20 protein-coding genes are annotated in these 17,586 nt (G+C 69.2%); 8 read left to right on the top strand and 12 right to left on the bottom strand.

Going from position 1 to position 17,586, the window contains the following annotated elements; all coding sequences use genetic code 11:
- The 3 genes from HNQ07_RS21365 to HNQ07_RS21355 form a co-directional block, all read right to left on the bottom strand.
- A partial coding sequence (locus HNQ07_RS21365; protein ID WP_221275271.1) for an ABC transporter permease occupies positions 1–2,221 on the bottom strand: 2,221 nt, incomplete at its 3' end.
- Between the two features lie 68 nt (positions 2,222–2,289).
- Positions 2,290–3,321 carry a permease prefix domain 1-containing protein gene (locus HNQ07_RS21360; RefSeq protein WP_184115605.1) on the bottom strand — a complete coding sequence of 344 codons (1,032 nt, stop codon included), beginning with the start codon at positions 3,319–3,321 and terminating at the stop codon, positions 2,290–2,292.
- A gap of 2 nt (positions 3,322–3,323) precedes the next feature.
- A complete protein-coding gene (locus HNQ07_RS21355; RefSeq protein ID WP_184115603.1) occupies positions 3,324–3,650 on the bottom strand; it encodes a PadR family transcriptional regulator in 327 nt (108 codons plus the stop codon).
- Between the two features lie 183 nt (positions 3,651–3,833).
- Between HNQ07_RS21355 and HNQ07_RS21350 the strand changes: the two genes are divergently transcribed.
- Positions 3,834–4,625 (top strand): hypothetical protein, encoded by a 792-nt coding sequence (locus tag HNQ07_RS21350; protein ID WP_184115601.1) that lies wholly within the window; start codon positions 3,834–3,836, stop codon positions 4,623–4,625.
- 50 nt (positions 4,626–4,675) lie between these two features.
- Here HNQ07_RS21350 and HNQ07_RS21345 read toward each other — a convergent pair whose 3' ends face one another.
- The 4 genes from HNQ07_RS21345 to HNQ07_RS21330 form a co-directional block, all read right to left on the bottom strand.
- A complete protein-coding gene (locus tag HNQ07_RS21345; protein WP_184115599.1) occupies positions 4,676–5,824 on the bottom strand; it encodes a permease prefix domain 1-containing protein in 1,149 nt (382 codons plus the stop codon).
- Positions 5,821–6,141 carry a PadR family transcriptional regulator gene (locus tag HNQ07_RS21340; RefSeq protein ID WP_184115597.1) on the bottom strand — a complete coding sequence of 107 codons (321 nt, stop codon included), beginning with the start codon at positions 6,139–6,141 and terminating at the stop codon, positions 5,821–5,823. Before HNQ07_RS21340 ends, HNQ07_RS21345 begins: the two co-directional genes overlap by 4 nt.
- Before the next feature lie 89 nt (positions 6,142–6,230).
- Positions 6,231–7,406, bottom strand: a complete 1,176-nt coding sequence (locus tag HNQ07_RS21335; RefSeq protein WP_184115595.1) for a permease prefix domain 1-containing protein — start codon at positions 7,404–7,406, stop codon at positions 6,231–6,233.
- A gap of 3 nt (positions 7,407–7,409) precedes the next feature.
- Positions 7,410–7,733 carry a PadR family transcriptional regulator gene (locus HNQ07_RS21330; protein WP_184115594.1) on the bottom strand — a complete coding sequence of 108 codons (324 nt, stop codon included), beginning with the start codon at positions 7,731–7,733 and terminating at the stop codon, positions 7,410–7,412.
- A gap of 419 nt (positions 7,734–8,152) precedes the next feature.
- Between HNQ07_RS21330 and HNQ07_RS23885 the strand changes: the two genes are divergently transcribed.
- From HNQ07_RS23885 to HNQ07_RS21305, 5 genes are all read left to right on the top strand, one after another.
- A complete protein-coding gene (locus tag HNQ07_RS23885; protein ID WP_191240087.1) occupies positions 8,153–8,587 on the top strand; it encodes a GntR family transcriptional regulator in 435 nt (144 codons plus the stop codon).
- A complete protein-coding gene (locus tag HNQ07_RS21320; RefSeq protein WP_184115593.1) occupies positions 8,584–9,477 on the top strand; it encodes an ABC transporter ATP-binding protein in 894 nt (297 codons plus the stop codon). Before HNQ07_RS23885 ends, HNQ07_RS21320 begins: the two co-directional genes overlap by 4 nt.
- Complete coding sequence (locus HNQ07_RS21315; RefSeq protein WP_184115592.1) at positions 9,474–10,307, top strand: hypothetical protein; 834 nt, start codon at positions 9,474–9,476, stop codon at positions 10,305–10,307. The genes HNQ07_RS21320 and HNQ07_RS21315 overlap by 4 nt, the downstream gene beginning before the upstream one ends.
- A 232-nt stretch (positions 10,308–10,539) precedes the next feature.
- Positions 10,540–10,746, top strand: coding sequence for a hypothetical protein (locus HNQ07_RS21310; RefSeq protein ID WP_184115591.1), 207 nt, complete (start codon positions 10,540–10,542; stop codon positions 10,744–10,746).
- Positions 10,747–10,842: 96 nt separating this feature from the next.
- The gene (locus HNQ07_RS21305; RefSeq protein ID WP_184115590.1) at positions 10,843–11,796 is read left to right on the top strand and encodes a leucine-rich repeat domain-containing protein; all 954 of its coding nucleotides are present in this window, start codon (positions 10,843–10,845) and stop codon (positions 11,794–11,796) included.
- Positions 11,797–11,911: 115 nt separating this feature from the next.
- Here HNQ07_RS21305 and HNQ07_RS21300 read toward each other — a convergent pair whose 3' ends face one another.
- The 4 genes from HNQ07_RS21300 to HNQ07_RS21285 form a co-directional block, all read right to left on the bottom strand.
- Positions 11,912–12,469: a type I phosphoribosyltransferase gene (locus HNQ07_RS21300; protein WP_229832260.1), complete on the bottom strand. Its 558-nt coding sequence runs from the start codon at positions 12,467–12,469 to the stop codon at positions 11,912–11,914.
- 196 nt (positions 12,470–12,665) lie between these two features.
- Positions 12,666–13,565, bottom strand: a complete 900-nt coding sequence (locus HNQ07_RS21295) for an alpha/beta hydrolase (protein WP_184115589.1) — start codon at positions 13,563–13,565, stop codon at positions 12,666–12,668.
- 135 nt (positions 13,566–13,700) lie between these two features.
- On the bottom strand, positions 13,701–14,303 hold the full coding sequence (locus tag HNQ07_RS21290; RefSeq protein WP_184115587.1) for a uridine kinase family protein: 603 nt from the start codon (positions 14,301–14,303) through the stop codon (positions 13,701–13,703).
- Between the two features lie 11 nt (positions 14,304–14,314).
- Positions 14,315–14,617: a hypothetical protein gene (locus tag HNQ07_RS21285; protein WP_184115585.1), complete on the bottom strand. Its 303-nt coding sequence runs from the start codon at positions 14,615–14,617 to the stop codon at positions 14,315–14,317.
- A gap of 101 nt (positions 14,618–14,718) precedes the next feature.
- On the opposite strand from HNQ07_RS21285, the gene HNQ07_RS21280 reads away from it, so the two are divergent.
- Positions 14,719–15,255, top strand: coding sequence for an HIT family protein (locus HNQ07_RS21280; protein ID WP_184115583.1), 537 nt, complete (start codon positions 14,719–14,721; stop codon positions 15,253–15,255).
- 169 nt (positions 15,256–15,424) lie between these two features.
- Here the strand turns inward: HNQ07_RS21280 and HNQ07_RS21275 are convergent, their stop codons facing one another.
- Positions 15,425–16,828 carry a toll/interleukin-1 receptor domain-containing protein gene (locus tag HNQ07_RS21275; RefSeq protein WP_184115581.1) on the bottom strand — a complete coding sequence of 468 codons (1,404 nt, stop codon included), beginning with the start codon at positions 16,826–16,828 and terminating at the stop codon, positions 15,425–15,427.
- A 452-nt stretch (positions 16,829–17,280) separates the two neighbouring features.
- On the opposite strand from HNQ07_RS21275, the gene HNQ07_RS21270 reads away from it, so the two are divergent.
- Positions 17,281–17,490 carry a hypothetical protein gene (locus tag HNQ07_RS21270; RefSeq protein WP_184115579.1) on the top strand — a complete coding sequence of 70 codons (210 nt, stop codon included), beginning with the start codon at positions 17,281–17,283 and terminating at the stop codon, positions 17,488–17,490.
- Positions 17,491–17,586 lie beyond the last annotated feature (96 nt).

The raw sequence follows: 17,586 nt of genomic DNA, 5'->3' as shown, positions 1-17,586 counted from the left end.
GCGGCGCGTCCAGCGAGAAGGCGTTGGCGAGGGCGGGCGTGAGCCCGGTCGCCAGTCCCAGGGCGAGGATCGAGCCCAGCCCCCCCAGGGCCAGGCCGCCCAGCGCCCAGCGGCGGCGCAGCGCGGAGCGGCTGAGCCCCTGCGCGCGGTCGAGGGCCACGCGGTAGCGGGTGGCGTCCAGGTAGGCCAGGAAGCCGCCCAGCAGCCCGAAGCCGCTCAATAGTCCGGCCGCCAGGGCCAGCCCCAGGAACAGTCGGCCCTGCTGGGCGAGCCGCTCGAGCAGGGCGTCGATGCTGGGAGCAGCGGGCTTGAGGGAGAAGGCCAGACCTGGACTGCGGGTTTCCAGAGCGTCCCGGAGCCGGGTCTGGAGCGCCGGGCTGAGGTCTTCATCCAACCGCACCAGCAGCGTGGTCGTCCGCAGCACCCCGTCCGTCGGCCCCTTGCCCGTCATCCCCGGCAGCGGGCCCTGTTGCCCGGGCAGGCCGATCTCCGGTGGCACGATGACCTCCGGGAAGTCCACCAGCACGAAGCGGGTCAGGGCGTCCGGCAGGGGGTAGAGTCCGCTCACCCGGCAGAACCGATCCCCCACGCGGCCCGGTACGGACACGGTATCGCCGACCTTCACCCCATACGCGCGGGCCGAGTCGGCGTTCAGCAGGCAGCCGCCGGGCTGCCCCTGGCTCAGGGCGATCCCCAGCACGTCCAGCAACTCTGGGTCGCCGGTGACCAAGCGGTTGACGTAGACCCGCCGCCCGCGCACGTCCAGGAAGCCGTTGATGCGCTCCCCGATGGCGGCGGACGCCACGCCGGGCTGCTCAGCGAGCCAGCGGGCGTCATCGGCCGTGAGGACGCGGGTCGTGCTGGCGAGTGAAGTCCCTCTTCGGGCGTCGCTCGAGCCCGAGGTGGCGACTTCCAGCACCCGCCCGAAGTCGCGGGTGACCCGCTGGGCCTGGGCGTCCAGGCCCTCCTCCACCCCCAGGGCACTCAGCACGCCGCCCAGCGCGAGGCTCAGGGCAATCAATAGCCCGCCCAGCAGCGGGACGGCTACCTGCCCGGGCCGGGCGCCGCGCAGCAGCCCGGCGACGGACTCACGCAGCACGCCCGCGCAGATCAGGAGGGTCAGCCCCCCGAGGGCCAGCGGGGGAAGCAGGACGCCGAGCAGCAGGAGCTGAAGGGGCGGCGTCCCCACCACGACCCCGGGCAGCGCTAAGGGCAGCAAGAACACCAGGGGGGTGCCCAGAGTCGAACCCAGCAGCGCGGGCACGACGTTTCGACCCAGCTCCTCGCCCAGCAACCGGCCCCGCCGCCCGCCGAGGGCCAGATCAATGCCCAGCAGCGCGCGTCGTCGCAGCAGATTGGAGAGCGTCAGCGCGCCCAGCGACAGCAGCCCGGAACCCACCAGCAGGCCAGCCAGGAGGGGCAGTGAGCGCGCGCGCTGCTGAAGCCGGGCCCGGACGGCCGTCGCCTCGGGCGTGCCCCGGAAGGCCCGCAGGTCGGTGAGCTGCAGGCCCTTCAGGCGGGTGCGGGTGTACGTCTGCAGGAACTCCACGTCGGCGGGCGAAGGGCCCTGCCGGAACACCACCGTGACCGCCGGGGTCAGCAGGTCATAGAGGGAACGATCCTTCCCCGGGGCGGCCGGATCGACGCGCCGGTAGCCCCCCGCGTCGGGATCCTCGGGGCCGCGCCAGGGACTCGGGCGCACGATGCCGGTCACGGTCAGGGGCTCTGGAAGGACGTGCTCGTTGCGGATCACCGTCCGGCCGATCAGGCTGAGCGGGTCGTCGGCGAGTTGCCGGGCAACGGCCTCGCTCAGCACGAGCTCGGGAACGTTGAGGCCGGGGTCGCGGCCGGCGAGCAGGGTCAGCCCGCGCGCCTCCCGGTAGGGGCCCAGGGTGTCGATGGTGTCGATGCCAGTGACCTGCCGTGATCCCGCACGCAGCTGATTTTGCATGGACTGGCTCGGTACCGCGTACACCCAGGCCCGCGCTCCGAGTTCAGCCTGCAGAGCGCTCAGTGTGCCGGCCAGGTCATATTTCACAGCTTTTGGGAGCTGCCCGGGGCGCAGGTTCACGAAGCTCTCCTCCGCCTCAATCCGGAAGACCGGGCGGGTGTCGTTGAGGAAGGAGAAGGCGCGCCCGGTGGGCCAGGCGAGCCAGGCGGCCGCGGCGGTGATCAGCGCGAGCAGGGCGCAGGACAGCAGGGTGATCAGGAACCGGGGCATGGGGAGACCTCCTGGAAGGCCACAAGCCGCCCGGGGGCGGGTGCCGCCGGGAGCAGGGGGGGAACAGGTCAGGGTTGGAGGTCGGCGGGCACGGTGTCTGGAGCTGGAGTCCCCAACGGCACGTTCGTGAGGCGCACGAGCAGGGCGGGAATCAACGGGTCAGAAGTCGGTCGCAGCTCGCCGACCGTCGTCACAAGCGTCAGCTGAGCGTGGGGACTGTGCAGCCTGACCCGGCCATTGGTGCCCACGGGCGTGACGTCGAACGCTACGGAACCGTCCGCGTTCCGGGTCACCAGCATCACGACCTCCCCAGGGGCCAGGGCAGTGGTCAGGCGGTGCAGCGGGTCACTACTGGAACTGGGCTTGACGGTCACTCCCGCCATCCACTTCCCCACCAGCACGCGTCCCAGGCTGCGGTAGTAGGCCGCGCTGGTCATCTGGCCCTGGGCCGGGGAGAGGGTCAGCGACACGGAACCGGCCTGCAGGATGGGCATGCGGTTGTAGCCCCACACCCTCAGCCTGGGCTCGACCTGCATCAGCACACCTGTCAGGGTGGCGGCGCCGACGAAGGGTTGACCTCCAGCGGTCAGGAACGTCGGCACGGTGATCTGTTTTTCCTGCCAGATGATGATGACTTCGCCGTTCTTGTTCACGCTGGCCTGAACGCCCTGGCGTTTTAGCGCGGCGGCGACCTCTTCAGGCTGCAACCAGACGTCTCCCGGCGTGGAGGTCAGGCAAGAGGGCAGCGCTCCCGCGCAGTCCTGGAACGCGGCCAGCGGAGAGGGCACATTCAGCACCTCGGGGGCCGGGGCAGGCCGCAGGGCCAGCAGCGTCGCCGAGGCCATCAGCAGTCCCAGGGCGAAGGTCAGGGGTCTGACCTGGAAGACCCGGCCCATCCCCACGCTGACCCGGGTGGGCGCGCCGAGTTCCGTCAGGGCCTGTCCCAGGGCAGCGTCCGGCGAGTGGCCTGAGGCCTGCAGGTGGCGGCTGCGGGTGAGCAGGTGGTCTTCGAGTTCGTCCCACAGCTCCTGCCGGCGGTGGCGGGGCAGGCCGAGAGTGGCCCGGCGCAGGTAGGCGAGCAGGCGGGGGGGCGTGGCCACGCTCACGCGCCACCAGTCACGTGCCGCATGGCCCGCTGGAACGCTGCGTACTCCTGGCGTTTGTGCCGCAGCTGGGCCTGGCCCGCTTCGGTCAGCCGGTAGTACTTGCGCGGCTTGCCGTGGCCGCCGATCTCGCCGGTCTCGGCCACCAGCAGGCCGTCTCGTTCCAGGCGGTAGAGGGCCGGGTACAGGCTGCCCTCCTTGAAGTCGAAGTAGCCGTTCGTGCGGCCCTTCGCTTCCTGGATGATCGCCAGGCCGTAGAGGGGGCCCGCCTCCAGGATGGAGAGCAGGATCAGCTCGAGGTTGCCGCGCAGCAGGTCTGGGTTCATGTCCACCACCCTCCGTATTCTAGTCTGTCTATATAGTGTGTCTAAGAAGATGTAGATGTCAAGGGCGTAACCGAGGTGGGGCCGGACTCTGCACTGGATCGCCCCCGGATTCGTGAGCGCGCGTGCCCCATGCCGCCTCCACGCTGCTCACCTGCCGTCAGCTTCCACTCCCTAGCCTGAGGTGTGCGCCCCCTCGCCCTCGCGCTGTCCCTACTGGTCTCTTCTTCGCTCGCCGGCGGCGCCGAACCGCCCCTGCTGGGCACCCCGTTCTGCCTCGCGTCCGGCTGCCGCCTGGTGGCTACCCTCACGCCGGGGGATGAGGAGCAGGTGCTGATCTATGGATTGAAGGGCAGTCCGGCGGCTGAACTGCGCGTGTGGCGAGAGGGCGGGCGGGTCACAGTCGCCCGCTATGTCCTGCGGGACACCCAGGGCACGGCCCGCGAGAAACGTGCGGTAATGGCTGCCTTCTTCGGGGCCGCCTTCGGCGCGCCGTTTACGGCGCCTGACGTGGACACCCTGTACCGCCTGATCCGCGCCGACCTCGTGACCGTCCCGGTCGGGGGGCAGCGCTTCATCCTGCACAGCGGCTTCGACGCCGTGTCGCCGGATGGTCAGCGCTGGGACTGGGCCGTCACGGCGACCGTGGATCTGCCCGCCGCCGTGCGCCTCCGCAACGATCCCTGGGGCAAGAAGCCGGTGCTATCCTTCGTGTGGGACAACCAGCCGGCGTCCCGGGCGGCGTTACTGACCCTGACTCCAGCCGAGCAGCGCCGCTTCGACGACCTGGTGGGGGCCGACCGCGCCCAGGTGTTCACCGGCCCCTTCAGCGCCTCGTCGCCGGCGGCCGAGGTGGCCCGTGACCCAGCCGTGCGGGCGTACCTGGCCGAGCAGGATCGGCAGATGCGGGCCCTGCTGGGGGATCGCTACGCCGCCTTTCGGGAGTGGATCCGGGCGTTCTACACCTGGCCGCTGTAGGCGGGGGACAGACCTCAGACGGGTGATCCACCGGAACCCCGCTCATTCCCTCAGGTCGGCGGCGTCAGCCGCTCTCCCGTCACCGGCCGCACCCTGATGTCCCGCACGTCCCGGGTGTCCAGCTGCCAGATCAGGACGGCCGCGCGGCCCCTTCTGGTCGCGTTCAGGAAGGCGGCGGGCGAGGCGACCAGCGCGGGCGTCTGCCCTGTCCACACATTCGGGCGCAGCGGCACGCTGCCGCCCCCAGCGGCCCGCACCCGCAGCATCAGCCCGTCACAGCGCGGCCTGGCTTCCGGCAGACAGTCGAGGTTGTCGACCAACGCGAAAAGCTGCCCATCACTGTTCTGGAGTGCCAACCGTGGGGCCGCGCGCTCGTCGAAGGTCGCCCCGACGATGGCCAGCCCGCTGGACGCTCCCCGGGGCAGCGCGTGGGTGAGCGCCGGGGTCACCAGCTGCAGGGCGCGGTGGGCGAACAGATCGGCCGCGTGCACCGGTGCCGCCCGGGTGCCGAGCGGCACCTCCAGCGGGCCGAGCATCAGGGTGGGGTTGAGCAGGCCGCGCAGGGCGACCGGGACGCTCAGGTCGTCCAGGATGGACAGCAGCCGGTACTTGTCGAGCAGGGCCTCACCACTTCTGGAGTGCAGGGCCATGGAGAGATCCAGGCGTTCCTCCCGGTGCTGGCCAGGAAAGCGGACGTACAGCGAGTACGTGTTGACGACGCGGGTCTGGGCACCCTGGGCCTCGAGTGCCCGGCGCAGGTCGGCCAGCCGGAAGACTCCGTGGTCGGTCACCCGGCTCGCCTTGCAGGTCGCCCAGGCACCGGGCACTGCCCACCACGGAGTCTGCGGGGCCGGCCGGCAGCTGAGGTCGGTGCCCGGCTGCACCAGGGCGGCCAGTGCGCCCGCGCGCGGCATCTGGATCATGCCCAGCGTGATGAGGCCGCCCAGGCCGCTCAGGGTCAGGGCCAGCAGGGTGAGGCGCGGCACGCTGTACAGCCGCTGCATGCCCCGGGCGAGGCGAACGGGATCGCCAAACTCCCGCAGGGCGAGCTCCAGGGCGTGCTCGGCCCCGTGCCCGGCGACCTGATGCTCGGCGGCGCGCTCGAGCACGCTGCCGCGGAGTTCCTCGCGCACCCGGCGTCCGTGGGCGCGGGGCAGGCCCCGGCTGGCCCGCCGTAAGTAGGCTTCCAGCGCATTCACCTTGACCCCCATCGGGCGGTGAGGCCCTGGTGCCAGCGGCGGTAGGCCTCGCGCTTGGCGTCCAGCGCGCCCTGCCCGGCGTCCGTGAGCCGGTAGTAGCGCAGGGGGTGGCCGCCCCGGACGCTGGGGCGGGTGTCGCTCTGGAGCCAGCCGCGCGCCTCCAGGCGGTGCAGGGCCGGGTAGAGGGTGCCGGCGTTCAGGTCGAGGTCGCCGCTGGTCAGCTCGCGCAGGGCCTTGGCGAGCTCCAGCCCGTAGGCCTCGCCGGCTTCCAGCAGGGTCAGCAGGGAGAGGTCGAGGTCACCGTCATGGGTGGGCATGGCTCAATATAGCTCAGCGATATCGGAAGTTGATGATGAATTGGGGGAGAGCAATTTTCGCCCAGCCAGGAGTGTGACTGGGCGGAAATCTATCGGGCGTCGGAGTTGGCTTGAGCGGGAGTGATGATGCCCTCCCTCAGCGCACTCAGTGGGATGTTGGTAATCCGGACGAGCAAGGCATTGAGGCGACCACCCGCAGCGGGGCCCAACAGAGCTGGATCGGAGACGAAGCGGAGTCGGGCCTGATCGCTGTTGATGGCAACGGTGCCTGCCGTCCCGACGGGCGCGATCGACACACGGTAGTCCGTCGACGTCTTGGCGCCGGTGGCAGCTGGCCGGGTCACCAATAGCACAACCTCATCGGGCGACAGGGCAGTCGACAGGGTGTGCGTGTATCGGGACTGTGCCGGCGCGACGCTGCGGCCAAACGTGGTCTCATTGACCGATTCCGGCAGAATGAAGTCCAGGAGCGGCAGGGTGATGCTGTTGTAAAACAGCTGACCGACCAGGCCGGCTGGCGTCCGACGCGTGTCAAAGGTCGCTTGGTGCCCACCGATGAGTAGCGCCGGCTGCGCGTAACCCCTGAGCACGGTGGTCTGAGGGTCAGTGATTCCGAACAGCGTGCGGGCGTAGAAGTAGGGTTTGCCGGCACTCTGGAAGGACACCGGCACCTCCGCCCAGCCGGTCTTTGTCGTGCTGCCCAGCTGAATTCTGTACCACCCAGTAGGCTGGCGCTTGACGCTGCCGCCGAGCGCCTGGGCCAGGCTCAGTAGGGTATCCAGGCTCAGCGACAGCGTCTGAGCGTCCGAGGCGCTGGGGGTGGTGCAGGTGACGCCTTGGCCCTGGTGCACCACATTTGCGTACGTTCCGCTGGGAACAACGCCCTGGACACAGGAGGGGGCGACCGGTTGCACAGTCAGCACAGGAAGGGTGATGACGCCCCCACCGCTTCCCCCCGCCAGCGCGTACAGCGCGGCACTGAGCGCGAGGGCGGCGGTTGCGGCAGCAATCAACAGTTTTGGCATAGCGTACACCTGGGTCATGCCCAGGGTCACCCGGCTGGGTGAACCCAGTTCACGGGTGGCCTGGAGAAGGGCGTGGGTGGGTGAGAGTCCGCCCAGTTCGAGGCGCTCGGCGCGGCTCAGCAGATGTTCTTCAAGTTCGTCCCAGAGGGCCTGTTGCTGGGCTCTGGGTAGGCCCCAGGTGGCGCGGCGCAGGTAGGCCGTCACGGCGGCCGGGCGGGGGGTGTCCACGCGGGAGGTCACGGCTCAACTCCCGCTCAGACGCTGCACGGCGCCGGTGAAGGCATCGAATTCCTGGCGCTTGGTCTGGAGCGTCTGCCGGCCGATGTCGGTGATCGCGTAGTACTTGCGGGGCTTGCCGTTGCGGCCGAGCTCCGCCAGCTGGGCGGCGAGCAGGCCGTCCTGTTCGAGGCGGTGCAGGGCCGGGTACAGACTGCCCTCCTTGAAGTCGAGGAGTCCCCCAGTGCGGTCTTTGGCCTCCTGGATGATGGCGAAGCCATACAGGGGCCGGGTCTCCAGGATGGTGAGCAGGATCAGGTCGAGGTTGCCGCGCAGCAGGTCGGGGTTCATGGGGCCTCCGGGAGAGGGTGGGCGTCGACCGCGTGGCGTCCCGCGCGGCTGCGGCCCCTACAGAGCTCTGTCTGTCTACATAGTCCGCCTGAGGAGATGAGTTGTCAAGCCCAGTCTGCCTGAGGAGTGGACAGCTGGGGTCTTGTCCTGCCCTGAACCGGTGTCCTGGGTGTGGCGGCCCTGCCGGAAGGCTGGAGGAGCCACTGCACGAAGCGGTCTGGCACTCCTCGTCAAAGATTGGTCAGGGGTGTGGTGGCTTCCCGGCGCAGCGGACGGTTACCGACAGGGCCATCTGGATCTCCGTTTTATTTCACCTCTTTCCCCCCTGCAGCCGAGATGGACACCTGGAAGGTGTACGACGCTTTCCCAACTCCCGCCCTCTTGACACGCCCAGCCTATTGGATCAATGTATCATTCTAATGACACAAGACCTTCCAGATGGGCGTGGCGTCCTGGAGTGGATCACCCCGCAGATCAATCCTCACAGCGGCGTCCCCATCTACCTGCAGATCACTCAGGCCTTCGTCCGCGCGATCCAGCGCGGCACCGTTCGCCCGGGCGACTCGCTGCCCACCGTGCGTCATCTTGCGGCCACCCTGCGCCTGGCCCCCAACACCGTCACGCGCGCGTACGCCGAATTGCAGCGTCAGGGCCTGATCGAGAGCCGGGCTGGGGCGGGCACGACCGTCCGGACGGCGCCCGCGACCCCCTCGGTCACTGAGGCGGGCCGGCAGGCCCTGGTTGAGGAACTGCATGACCTCCTGCACCGCATGACCGCGAGCGGCCTGACGCTGGCCGACCTCCGCGCCCTGTTCGAGCAGTTCACCCTGTCCAGGGAACGGGAGGCCCTGTGACGGCGTTGCAGGTGGCGGGTCTGGTCGCCCGGCACGGTCGCCGGACGGTGCTGCGCGGGGCCGATCTGCAGGTGCCGCAGGGCTCGATCACCGCGCTGCTCGGCCAGAACGGCAGCGGCAAATCGACCCTGATGCGCAGCGTCCTGGGCCTGCATCCGCGCCAGGGCGGCACCGTGCGCGTGCTGGATCTGCCCGAGAACGTTACTGGCCCGCAGGTGCGCGGGCGCGTGACGTACGTGCCCACCGGTGGCGCCGTCATGCCGCAGGAAACGGCGCGCACGCACTTTGAGTTTGGTCGCCGGATTTACCCGCGCTGGAGTCTGGAGCGGGCCCTGGAGAGTGCCGCCGATCTGCACGTGCCGCTGGATCAGCGGGCGGGCCGCCTGAGCACCGGGCAGCGCATGGGCCTGGCGCTCGCCTACGCCCTGGGCAGCAGCACCGAGTTGCTGCTGCTCGATGAGCCGACCAACGGGCTCGACCCGGATCACCGCCGGCGACTTGCCCAGCTTCTCGTCGCCTACGCGTCCAACGGCAACAGCGTGCTGCTCAGTTCGCACGTGCTGCCTGAAGTCGAGGGGCTCGCCGACCGTGGAGCGTTCCTCAGAGGCGGCCGGATCATTCTTGAGGCCGACCTCGACGACCTCCGCGCGCAGCACACCATCGTTCAGGCCATTCTGCCGGACGTGCTGCCCGCCGGCGCCATCCAGCGTCTCCGGGCCGTGCCGGGCGTCCAGGACTGTGAGGTGCAGGGCCGGACGCTGACCGTGCAGGTGCAGGGCGAACCCGGCGCCCTGCTGGCCGCCCTGGCCGACCTGAAGCCGGTGGACGTGCAGAGCAAGCCGCAGCCCCTGGCCGACGCGTACGCCGACCTGCTGGGCGGCGCGGCGTGATCTGGCTCGAATGGCGACACGTCCGCCCTCCCCTGGCGCTGCTCGCTGGGCTCGCCCTGCTGCTGGGGCTCGGCTACGCCTCGCGCGCCCTGCCCGGACTGCCGCCGTTCGCGGCGGTGCACGAACTCGGCCCGTGGGCGACCGGCGCCGCCTGCACCCTGTACGCCGGGCTGCTCGCCGACCAGGAATCGACGTGCACGGTCACCCTGCTCTTCGCCGGCCGGTGGTTCGACTGGTGGGCGCCGCTGCTGGCCACGCTGGTCGGGGCGCTCTTCGGCAGTCGCCTGAACAGCGGCCTGGGGTTCCTGCGGCTGCAACCGCTCTCCACCGCTCGGGTGCTCGGCGTCCGGCTGCTGGCGGGCGTCGCGGCCGTCACCGTCACCGTGCTGATCGGTGCGCTGCTCACCAGTACCCGAGGCGCCCTGGACTTCTCGTGGTGGCCGGGCAGCGCGGTCATGCGCTCGGAGTTCTGGGGCGGCACCGGGCTGGTCTGGGGGCGCGGCCTCAGCGTGTTCGTGCTGGCCGGCGTCCTGACCCAACTCGTGCCTCCAGCCGTCGCGGCGCTGAGTGCCATCGCCGCCAGCCTCGCTGTACTCGGCACCCCGGTCGACCCCTTCGTGCGAACCCTCACGCTGGTCTACACGCCGGAGCAATTCGGCGAGCTGGCCGGGCGGGAATCCATTCCGCTGCACGTCGTTCAGGCCTTTATCGCGGCACACTCGCCCAGCCGCACCGAGACCGCGCACCTGCCCCTGGGATGGACTGTGGCAGTGCTGATCATGCTGGCGGCGCTGCTGGCGGTGCTCTTTGCGCGGCCCCGGCAGGAGTGACTGGGAACCACTTCTGGCTGGCGGCGACCGTGATCACTGACTAGAGGAAGAATCCCTATCCCGGCGGCCTGTTGCTCTCGGCAGACTGCGCGGCATCACGGAGACGACTTCGCCAGCCCCCCTCGACGCCCCTCCCCCTGATCCGCACCAGGCCGCCACACCGGTTCTTCGGCTCCGTCCGGCACACCAGATCTGGTACCCAGGTTCGGACGAGGACGCCGAGCAAGGGTGCATGGCAACGCCCCCTCACCACGCCGTGCCCGGGCCGGGCCTGACCATGCCGGGCATGACACCCTCCAGAACCCGCACCATGATCCTCCCCGTCGCCAGCTGCCCCGTCAAGGGTGAGTCCCGCTTCCTCGACGGTGATCGTCCCTGGATCGTCCGTCGTCTCCGCGTCCTTCCCGACGGCCGCGTCCAGGTGACCCTGACCCGCTGACTGTTCCTCACCCCGCGGGGTGAGGCGAATCCTTCCGTCCTCCGTTCTCCCCGTACCTTCGTCCCGGCCGGTCGTGCCTCACCGCTACAGTGACACATGACCAGCACGCCCCGGACGGCCGTCCCACTCCACCAGCACACCCCACGTGAGCGGGGCGCGGCCCTGCTCACGGCGCTCGATCACGACCCCACCTTCGTGACTGATCACCTCAACCTCAACGCCTCCGCCCTCACGACCCTGCCCGAAGCCCTGCGCCGCTGTTCGGGGGCCAGGGTCTTGAGCGTGTACGACAACGGGCTGCGCGACGTCCCGGCGTGGCTGTGGGGGTTCACGCACTTGCATACCCTCAACCTCTCGGCGAACGCCTTCGAGTCCCTGCCGGACGCGCTCGGCCAGCTCACGAACCTGGGCATGCTCGACCTCGGCCACAACGCCCTGAGGGCCGTACCAGACGTCTTCGAGACCCTGGGGCACCTGGAGTTCCTGTACCTCAGCAACAACCACCTGACGGAGCTGCCCACGTCACTCCGTACCCTGGCGCGGTTGCGCTACCTGAACGTGACTGACAACGCCCTGGCCCAGCTACCGGACTGGCTGGGGGAGCTGCGCGGGCTGCAGGAGGTGCGGGCGTACCACAACCAGCTCACGGCCCTACCGGAGGGCGTTGGCGATCTCACGCGGCTGCGCGAGCTACACGTCATGAACAACCAGCTCCGTTACCTGCCGGACGCCCTGGGGCGCTGCGCGCGCCTGGAGAAGCTGAACGTGCAGGGCAACGGGCTCGTGTCGCTCCCGGACTCCCTGGGCGACCTGGGCCAGCTGACCGAACTCGACCTGCGCTTCAACGCCCTGACGGAGCTGCCCGAGTCGCTGGCGCGCCTCACGTCCCTGCGGTTCCTGGACTTGCGGGCCAACGCGCTGACCACCCTGCCGGAGGGCCTGGCGGGCCTGCCGAGGCTGGAGAAGCTGGACGTTCGCTGGAACCAGCTCACGGAACTCCCGGTCGCCTTTGAGGCGCTGCGGGAACGCGGGTGCCTGATCTACACCTGAGGACGATGCCGGCGACCACGCCACCACGATCAGGTGCAGGGATGTCCTGGGGCTGAGCATTCCACGCGCCCCTGATACCGTCACAGCTGGCCCCAGGGCGGGGTGGATGGGTGCCCTACTCGCGGACATCGACGTGCTGGACGGCCTCGCCCTCCCGGCACAGGGGACATATCGCCGCAACGTACGTCTCGAACGAAGCTGGCAGCAGGGTCACCAGGGGCACTGGTAGCGCGGCCCGGCTGACCCACGCGCTGACGCCGAGCACCTCCTGGCCCTGGGTACGCAAAAAGTCGACGACCAGCCGGCTTCCCTCCCCCGTGCAGATGAGGTCATCAATGTAGACGACCCCGTACCCTGCCTCAGGCTCATGCATGCGGTGCCAGCGTAGGTCGCCGTCGGTGAGGACGTACGCCACCGGCACGTCCAGTTCCCGCGCCACGAGGGTCGCGAGCACCGCGCCACAGGCCGGGGCCCCCACCAGCAGCGTCACGGCGGGGAACGCCTCTCGCACCTGCGCGGCCTGCCAGCGGGCGACCTCTTCCAGCACCCTCGGATGACGCATGACGCTGCCCTTCTCGATCCACCCATCGCTGTGTCCGCCGCTGCGGAAGACGGTGTGCCCGGGACGCAGCGCCCCGTGATGATGAAGGAGTTCCTGAAGGTGGTGTGACACGGGCCTGAGCATCGCAGACTCGGCGCCCTTCCGCTGTGGGCGTTCGGTAGCGCACCCGGCTGAACGCGGCGGGGGTGGTGCTGGTGGCGGCTGGACTCGGGGCGTGGCTGGGGCTGTGAGGGGAGGAGACGCTGAGCGTGGCGGCGGCAGGTGGTGGGGGCTGCAAGCGCGCTCGGCCTCACGCTGTTCACGGGGATCAGGGCGTGGACGTGCCCAACCAGTCGAGGGCCTCGGCCCTCAGCTCCTCCCAGTGCGCCGGCACCTCGTGGCCGCCTGGGTGGATCCAGACCCGCACCTGGAGCCCCACCTCCTCAAGCCGTTCTGCCAGCTTCAGCCCCCCTGGGGTATACCCGTCTCCCTCCCCCAGGATCAGGGCCACCGGCACCGGCACCGGACGATCTGGCAGCCAGATCGGACGGGCCGCCACGCTCGGCACGATGGCGAGCACGCCGACGGCGGGCACTCCGCCGGTCAGGACGCCCCGGAGTACAGTGCTCCCTCCTGCGGACAGGCCTGCCCAGAGGGGGTGTCCGCCCACCGCTCTTGCCCACTCCTGAAGTTCCCCGTCCGCCTGCGCGAGGTCATTCCAGACGGCCATTCCCGGCCCCACGTACTGGCCACTTCCCGCCAGGGCCACCCGCCAGCCCTGGTCAACCAGGGAGCTGAACAGCGGGCGCGTCTGTTCAGGATCGCCAGTGTTCATGTGGAGCGCGACCAGCGTGCCCCCCGGTGCCCTGGACGGCTCGATGATTTCCAGGGTGGCGCGGTGGTGGGCGGCCTCCCGGTGGAAACGGGCCGTCCACTGCTGTTCCAGGGCGGCGAACTGAAGATCGGTGCGAATGGCGTCGAGGTCATGATCCTGAAGCCGGATGGACGGGAGCCAGTGTCCGTGCTCGTCCACGGCGCTCAGGGCCCGCAGGGCGGCCGACGTCTGTCCCAGCTGGCACTGCAGACAGGCCTTCCAGAACTGACCGCGCGCCCACTGGTCGGCCGTCAATGAGGCGGGCGGATCATCCAGGATCGCCAGAGCGGCCTGGGGGGTGGCGGCGGCCCTGAAGACCAGGGAGTGCCAGGCGTCGAACGACGAGGGAGGCATAGCAGTGTTATAGGCGCGCAAGGGTCAGCGTGTCCGGTCGTCTGCGGCGACATCCGGTGAGCCCGGCGGACTCGGCGTGCGGCGGCGTCCTCCCCCGCTGGAGCGCCACCAGGGCCTGTGGCCCGACAGACCAGATCAGCCAGGAGGGGGCGTCACAGAGATCAGGCCCAGAGCGGCCAGCTGCTGCAGCGCCGCCTGCACCAGTTCCTGTGGCTCCAGCAGGCCGTCAAGCACGATGTCGGCGTGCCGGCGGGAGGGTGCCACGAACAGCAGGTGCCCGGGTCGGCCGCTCTGCCGGTAGTTCCGGGCGACCACCGCCGCGTCCGCGCCCTGTCCCACCTTGCGCACCAGCTTGCGGACGATGCACAGGTCGATGGGCAGGTCGACGAACAGCGAACTGTCCAGCCGCGCCCGCAGGCCCGGCAGGGCCAGCGCGAGGTGCCCCTCGACGATGACCGTGCGCACGCCGCCGTCCTGACCCAGCCGATCCAGCTCAGCCAGCAGCCGCCCCACATCGATGGAGGCGGGATGATTGAGGTCGAGGTGCCGCGTTCCGCTCTCGGCGTTCGTGACGAAGACCCCCCGCGCCCCGTCCTGAAAGTTAAAATCATCCAGGTGCAGCACCTGGGCGCTCAGCGCCTCGACTAGACCCTCGGCCAGGGTGGTTTTGCCCGAGCCGGCGCCGCCCCCGAGGCCCAGCACCCGGGGAGCCGTGCTGGCACCGCGGCGGCGGGGCATCCGCGCCTGACTTACACCGCCACCTGATCCGTCTGGTCATAGAGCACGCCAGCGCGCCGCACGAACGAGAGGAAGAGGGTCAGGGCATCGATCTCGTTGCGCTGCGGCGTGAGGTTGAGGGGTCGGAACTGTCCGGCATGATCCAGCGCCAGCCAGGCCCCGGAGGTCAGATGCACCCCATAGAGGGGCGGCGTGCCGGGCCGGCTGACGTCCAGAATCTTGAAGGCCACCCGGCGCTCATGGCCGGTGATGTCCTCGAACACCAGCACGTCGCCGGCCTGCTCACGGAGGGTGTATTCCAGAAATCGGGTCATGCACCAGCGTATCTCGTGGGGAGGCGGTGGCTCCCGATCCGTGACGGTTCAGCGCTCCCACGTCCAGCTGGTCATCGGCAACCCCGGTGCTACGGTCAGGCATGCGCCCCCGACAGGCCTACGACCTCGACGCCTCCGTCCGCCACACCCAGGACGGCCCATGCTTCATCTGTGCCTGCCTCGAGGGGCACCCCGACTATGCCCACCACCGGGTGTTCGAGGATGACTTCGCCGTGGCGTTCCTGGCCCGCTCCCCGGATGCCGGGGGCCGGGAGCTCGTCCAGGCGCTCGGCTACGTGCTCATCGCGCCCCGTGAGCACCGGGAAGGGGTGATTGCCGACTTCACGCCCAGGGAGTACCTGCGGCTGCAGACCGTGGTGTACCGCGTGGGCCAGGCCCTGGAGCAGGAGCTCCCCACCGAGCGGGTGTACGTGTTGTCGCTGGGGAGCCAGCAGGGGAACCGCCACGTGCACTGGCACGTCGTGCCGCTCCCGCCGGGGGTGCCGTACGCGGCGCAGCAGTTTCATTTCCTGATGGCCGAGCATGGGGTCATGGAGATGGAGCCAGGAGAGCTGCAGGAATTGGCCAGCCGGCTCAGGCGCCGACTTATGCTGCTTCATGAGGGGCCGGCTGACTGACCGGGGCTTTGATGACTCCCCTTCGGCGAGGTCGCCCTATCACCACTGGCTGACATGATCGATGTGGGCCGACTGCATCAACAGAACCCTGAACCGGCTTGACCCAGCCACGTCCGTCGGACTGACCGGCCTCGGCACCCTCAAGTCGGGGCGTTTCCAGCTGCCGTTCTCAACTGGACTCGGCGACAGCGCTGAGGGTGTCGAGGGCCAACACAGAGCGCCAGTTGAGGCGCCCGCCGGGCCGCTTGGTGGCGAACGCCTCCAGGCGGCTGACCAGCACGCGGGGCGGCACGCCGAACACCTGCTGGAGCGGGTGGAGGGTCGGCACATTCCGCACGCGCTGGAACAGTGCGGGGTGGTGGTACAGCCAGATCCGCTCATTCGTCCAGGGCCAGCCCACCTCTGCTAGATCATTCGCGGCCCCCCAGACGGCCAGTACCACCTCGGCCTGCACGGCCTCCTCGGTGGGCAGGCCCGTGCCGGCCCAGATGGCCTGGGACTGTTCGCTCAGGAAGCGGTCATCGCGCAGATCCTTTGGGGGGTAGGCCAGGTAGTCATACGGCAGCCAGGCACGCTGGTCATTGATCCGGTACTGCTCGTCGATCAGGGCGTGCACGGCCTCATACCGGCGGTGCCGCAGATGCAGGGCCACGGCCCACACCACCAGTTCCCGCGTGAGCAGGCGGCTGACGTCCTGTGCGGGCAGCAGTCGAGCATTCAGGTTGAAGGTCAACACCCGACCAAACAATTCCGAGAGCAGCGCGAGGGCTGTGTCCTCGCCGTACTTCAAAAACGCGTCGAGGGCACGTCCATAGGCGCTGACCAGGGGCAGGCGGCGCTCGATGGCCCGTCGGAGCAGCTCCGTGCGATTGACGTGGTACTCAGCGGCGCTGGGAAACAGGTGGTCGTCGTCTCGGGTGAGCTGCGTCAGGAGAGCCTGCAGGTGATCTTCGAGCGCCGCCAGGCCCAATTTGGTCTTACCCTGCTTGAGGTGGTAGCCCACCTGTGAGCCGAAGGCCTGCACCTCGGTGCCGAAGGGGGTGTCCGGCGCCAGCAGATGTTCTGGCGCCCGTGGGCTGTTCGAGCGGACGTGGGCGGGCTGGCCATACGCGAGGCGGCGCAGCTGTTCCATATGCTGGTCGTCCCGTTGCGGATCGACCATGTACTCGTATTTAGCCGTGGCGAACATCGTGGGCATGGGCTGCGCGGTGTTTGCCGGTAGCTCGAACAGGATCGGCACGATGCGGGCGGTGGTCAGGTCACCCCGGGCCGCGTGGGCATACACCTCGGGAGTCAGGATGGTGGCCTCCGTGCCGACCCCGCCCTCTCCCAGCAGGCATTTGCGGTGGTAGGCGCGGTCGACGAAACAGAGCACCTTGTCGATGGCGGGGTCTTCCACCATCTGCTGCATGAAGCGGTAGAGGTTGGTGCCGGCGGGCTGATAGCGATCCATCTCCAGATACACGCCGTGGGCGTCGAGGAAGTCCGCCAGCTGGTGAACGCGTTCGACCGTGAGGGGCAGCTCCCAGCAGTACGAGATAAAGACCTTCGGCCGGCCGTCGTCCATGGGCATGCGTCACTCTATGCGGCACGGCTAGTCACGGATGGAGTCAATATATCTGACGAGATATGAGTGCAGAACCCTCCCCATTGCACCGCGTTTACGCTGCCTGAGCCTCTGCGTGTGCCCGGAGCACCTCAATCCTGTTAGACAATGACGAATCAGCGGGAGGCAACATGCGACCTAGGCAGCAGCGGCCAGGGTGGACGAACATACTCTTGCAGCTGTCGCCTCAGCCTTAGAAAGAGCGGGTGAGACGCTTGGGAGGCGGGAGGACGAGCATCCAGAAAAAGAGGCTGGGCAGAAAGGCAGCAGCTGAATGTGGCCAGGCCAAGAGTTACAAATATCTATAAATATACGAAGCATGGGGGGAAGGCTCAGTGCCGGACAATCGCTGTCCAGCAGCCTCGCCACACTAGACTGAGCACGTCCCCTTGGTGGGAACTCTGAGGTGGTGACCTACGATGGCCCGCACGAAACCAATCCCCCGCCCCAGATACCAGCAGACCTACCCCGATCACCTCGCCACCGCCGAGCAACTCGGGGCGCTGGGGCTCAAGCCCGGCACCAGTGAACCCGACGCCATCCTGGAGTACTCCCGGGCCAACTCCAGTGGCCTGTGCGCGCTGTATGAACGCAGGAAGGCCGTGCCGGTCGAAGTGGAGTCGGCGTGACGAATCAGACAAAGGAACACGCCGCTTTACCGCCCCTCGCCGCCGAGGCCCTCGCCGCCTTACTGGATTCCGTGCGCCAGAAATGGCGACGATATG

The sequence above is a fragment of the Deinococcus metalli genome (assembly GCF_014201805.1).
Taxonomy (GTDB): Bacteria; Deinococcota; Deinococci; order Deinococcales; family Deinococcaceae; genus Deinococcus; species Deinococcus metalli.
The sequence above is the reverse complement of the archived record's forward strand: the minus strand, read 5'-3'. Positions and strand labels throughout refer to the sequence as shown.

What these genes read in the sequence shown, in the direction of transcription:
- HNQ07_RS21355 (WP_184115603.1), bottom strand. Translation starts at nt 3,650, where the DNA reads ATGAACCCAGACCTGCTGCGCGGCAACCTCGAGCTGATCCTGCTCTCC.
- HNQ07_RS21340 (WP_184115597.1), bottom strand. Translation starts at nt 6,141, where the DNA reads ATGCCCACCCATGACGGTGACCTCGACCTCTCCCTGCTGACCCTGCTG.
- HNQ07_RS21330 (WP_184115594.1), bottom strand. Translation starts at nt 7,733, where the DNA reads ATGAACCCCGACCTGCTGCGCGGCAACCTCGACCTGATCCTGCTCACC.
- HNQ07_RS23885 (WP_191240087.1), top strand. Translation starts at nt 8,153, where the DNA reads ATGACACAAGACCTTCCAGATGGGCGTGGCGTCCTGGAGTGGATCACC.
- HNQ07_RS21310 (WP_184115591.1), top strand. Translation starts at nt 10,540, where the DNA reads ATGGCAACGCCCCCTCACCACGCCGTGCCCGGGCCGGGCCTGACCATG.
- HNQ07_RS21305 (WP_184115590.1), top strand. Translation starts at nt 10,843, where the DNA reads ATGACCAGCACGCCCCGGACGGCCGTCCCACTCCACCAGCACACCCCA.
- HNQ07_RS21295 (WP_184115589.1), bottom strand. Translation starts at nt 13,565, where the DNA reads ATGCCTCCCTCGTCGTTCGACGCCTGGCACTCCCTGGTCTTCAGGGCC.
- HNQ07_RS21290 (WP_184115587.1), bottom strand. Translation starts at nt 14,303, where the DNA reads ATGCCCCGCCGCCGCGGTGCCAGCACGGCTCCCCGGGTGCTGGGCCTC.
- HNQ07_RS21285 (WP_184115585.1), bottom strand. Translation starts at nt 14,617, where the DNA reads ATGACCCGATTTCTGGAATACACCCTCCGTGAGCAGGCCGGCGACGTG.
- HNQ07_RS21280 (WP_184115583.1), top strand. Translation starts at nt 14,719, where the DNA reads ATGCGCCCCCGACAGGCCTACGACCTCGACGCCTCCGTCCGCCACACC.
- HNQ07_RS21275 (WP_184115581.1), bottom strand. Translation starts at nt 16,828, where the DNA reads ATGCCCATGGACGACGGCCGGCCGAAGGTCTTTATCTCGTACTGCTGG.
- HNQ07_RS21270 (WP_184115579.1), top strand. Translation starts at nt 17,281, where the DNA reads ATGGCCCGCACGAAACCAATCCCCCGCCCCAGATACCAGCAGACCTAC.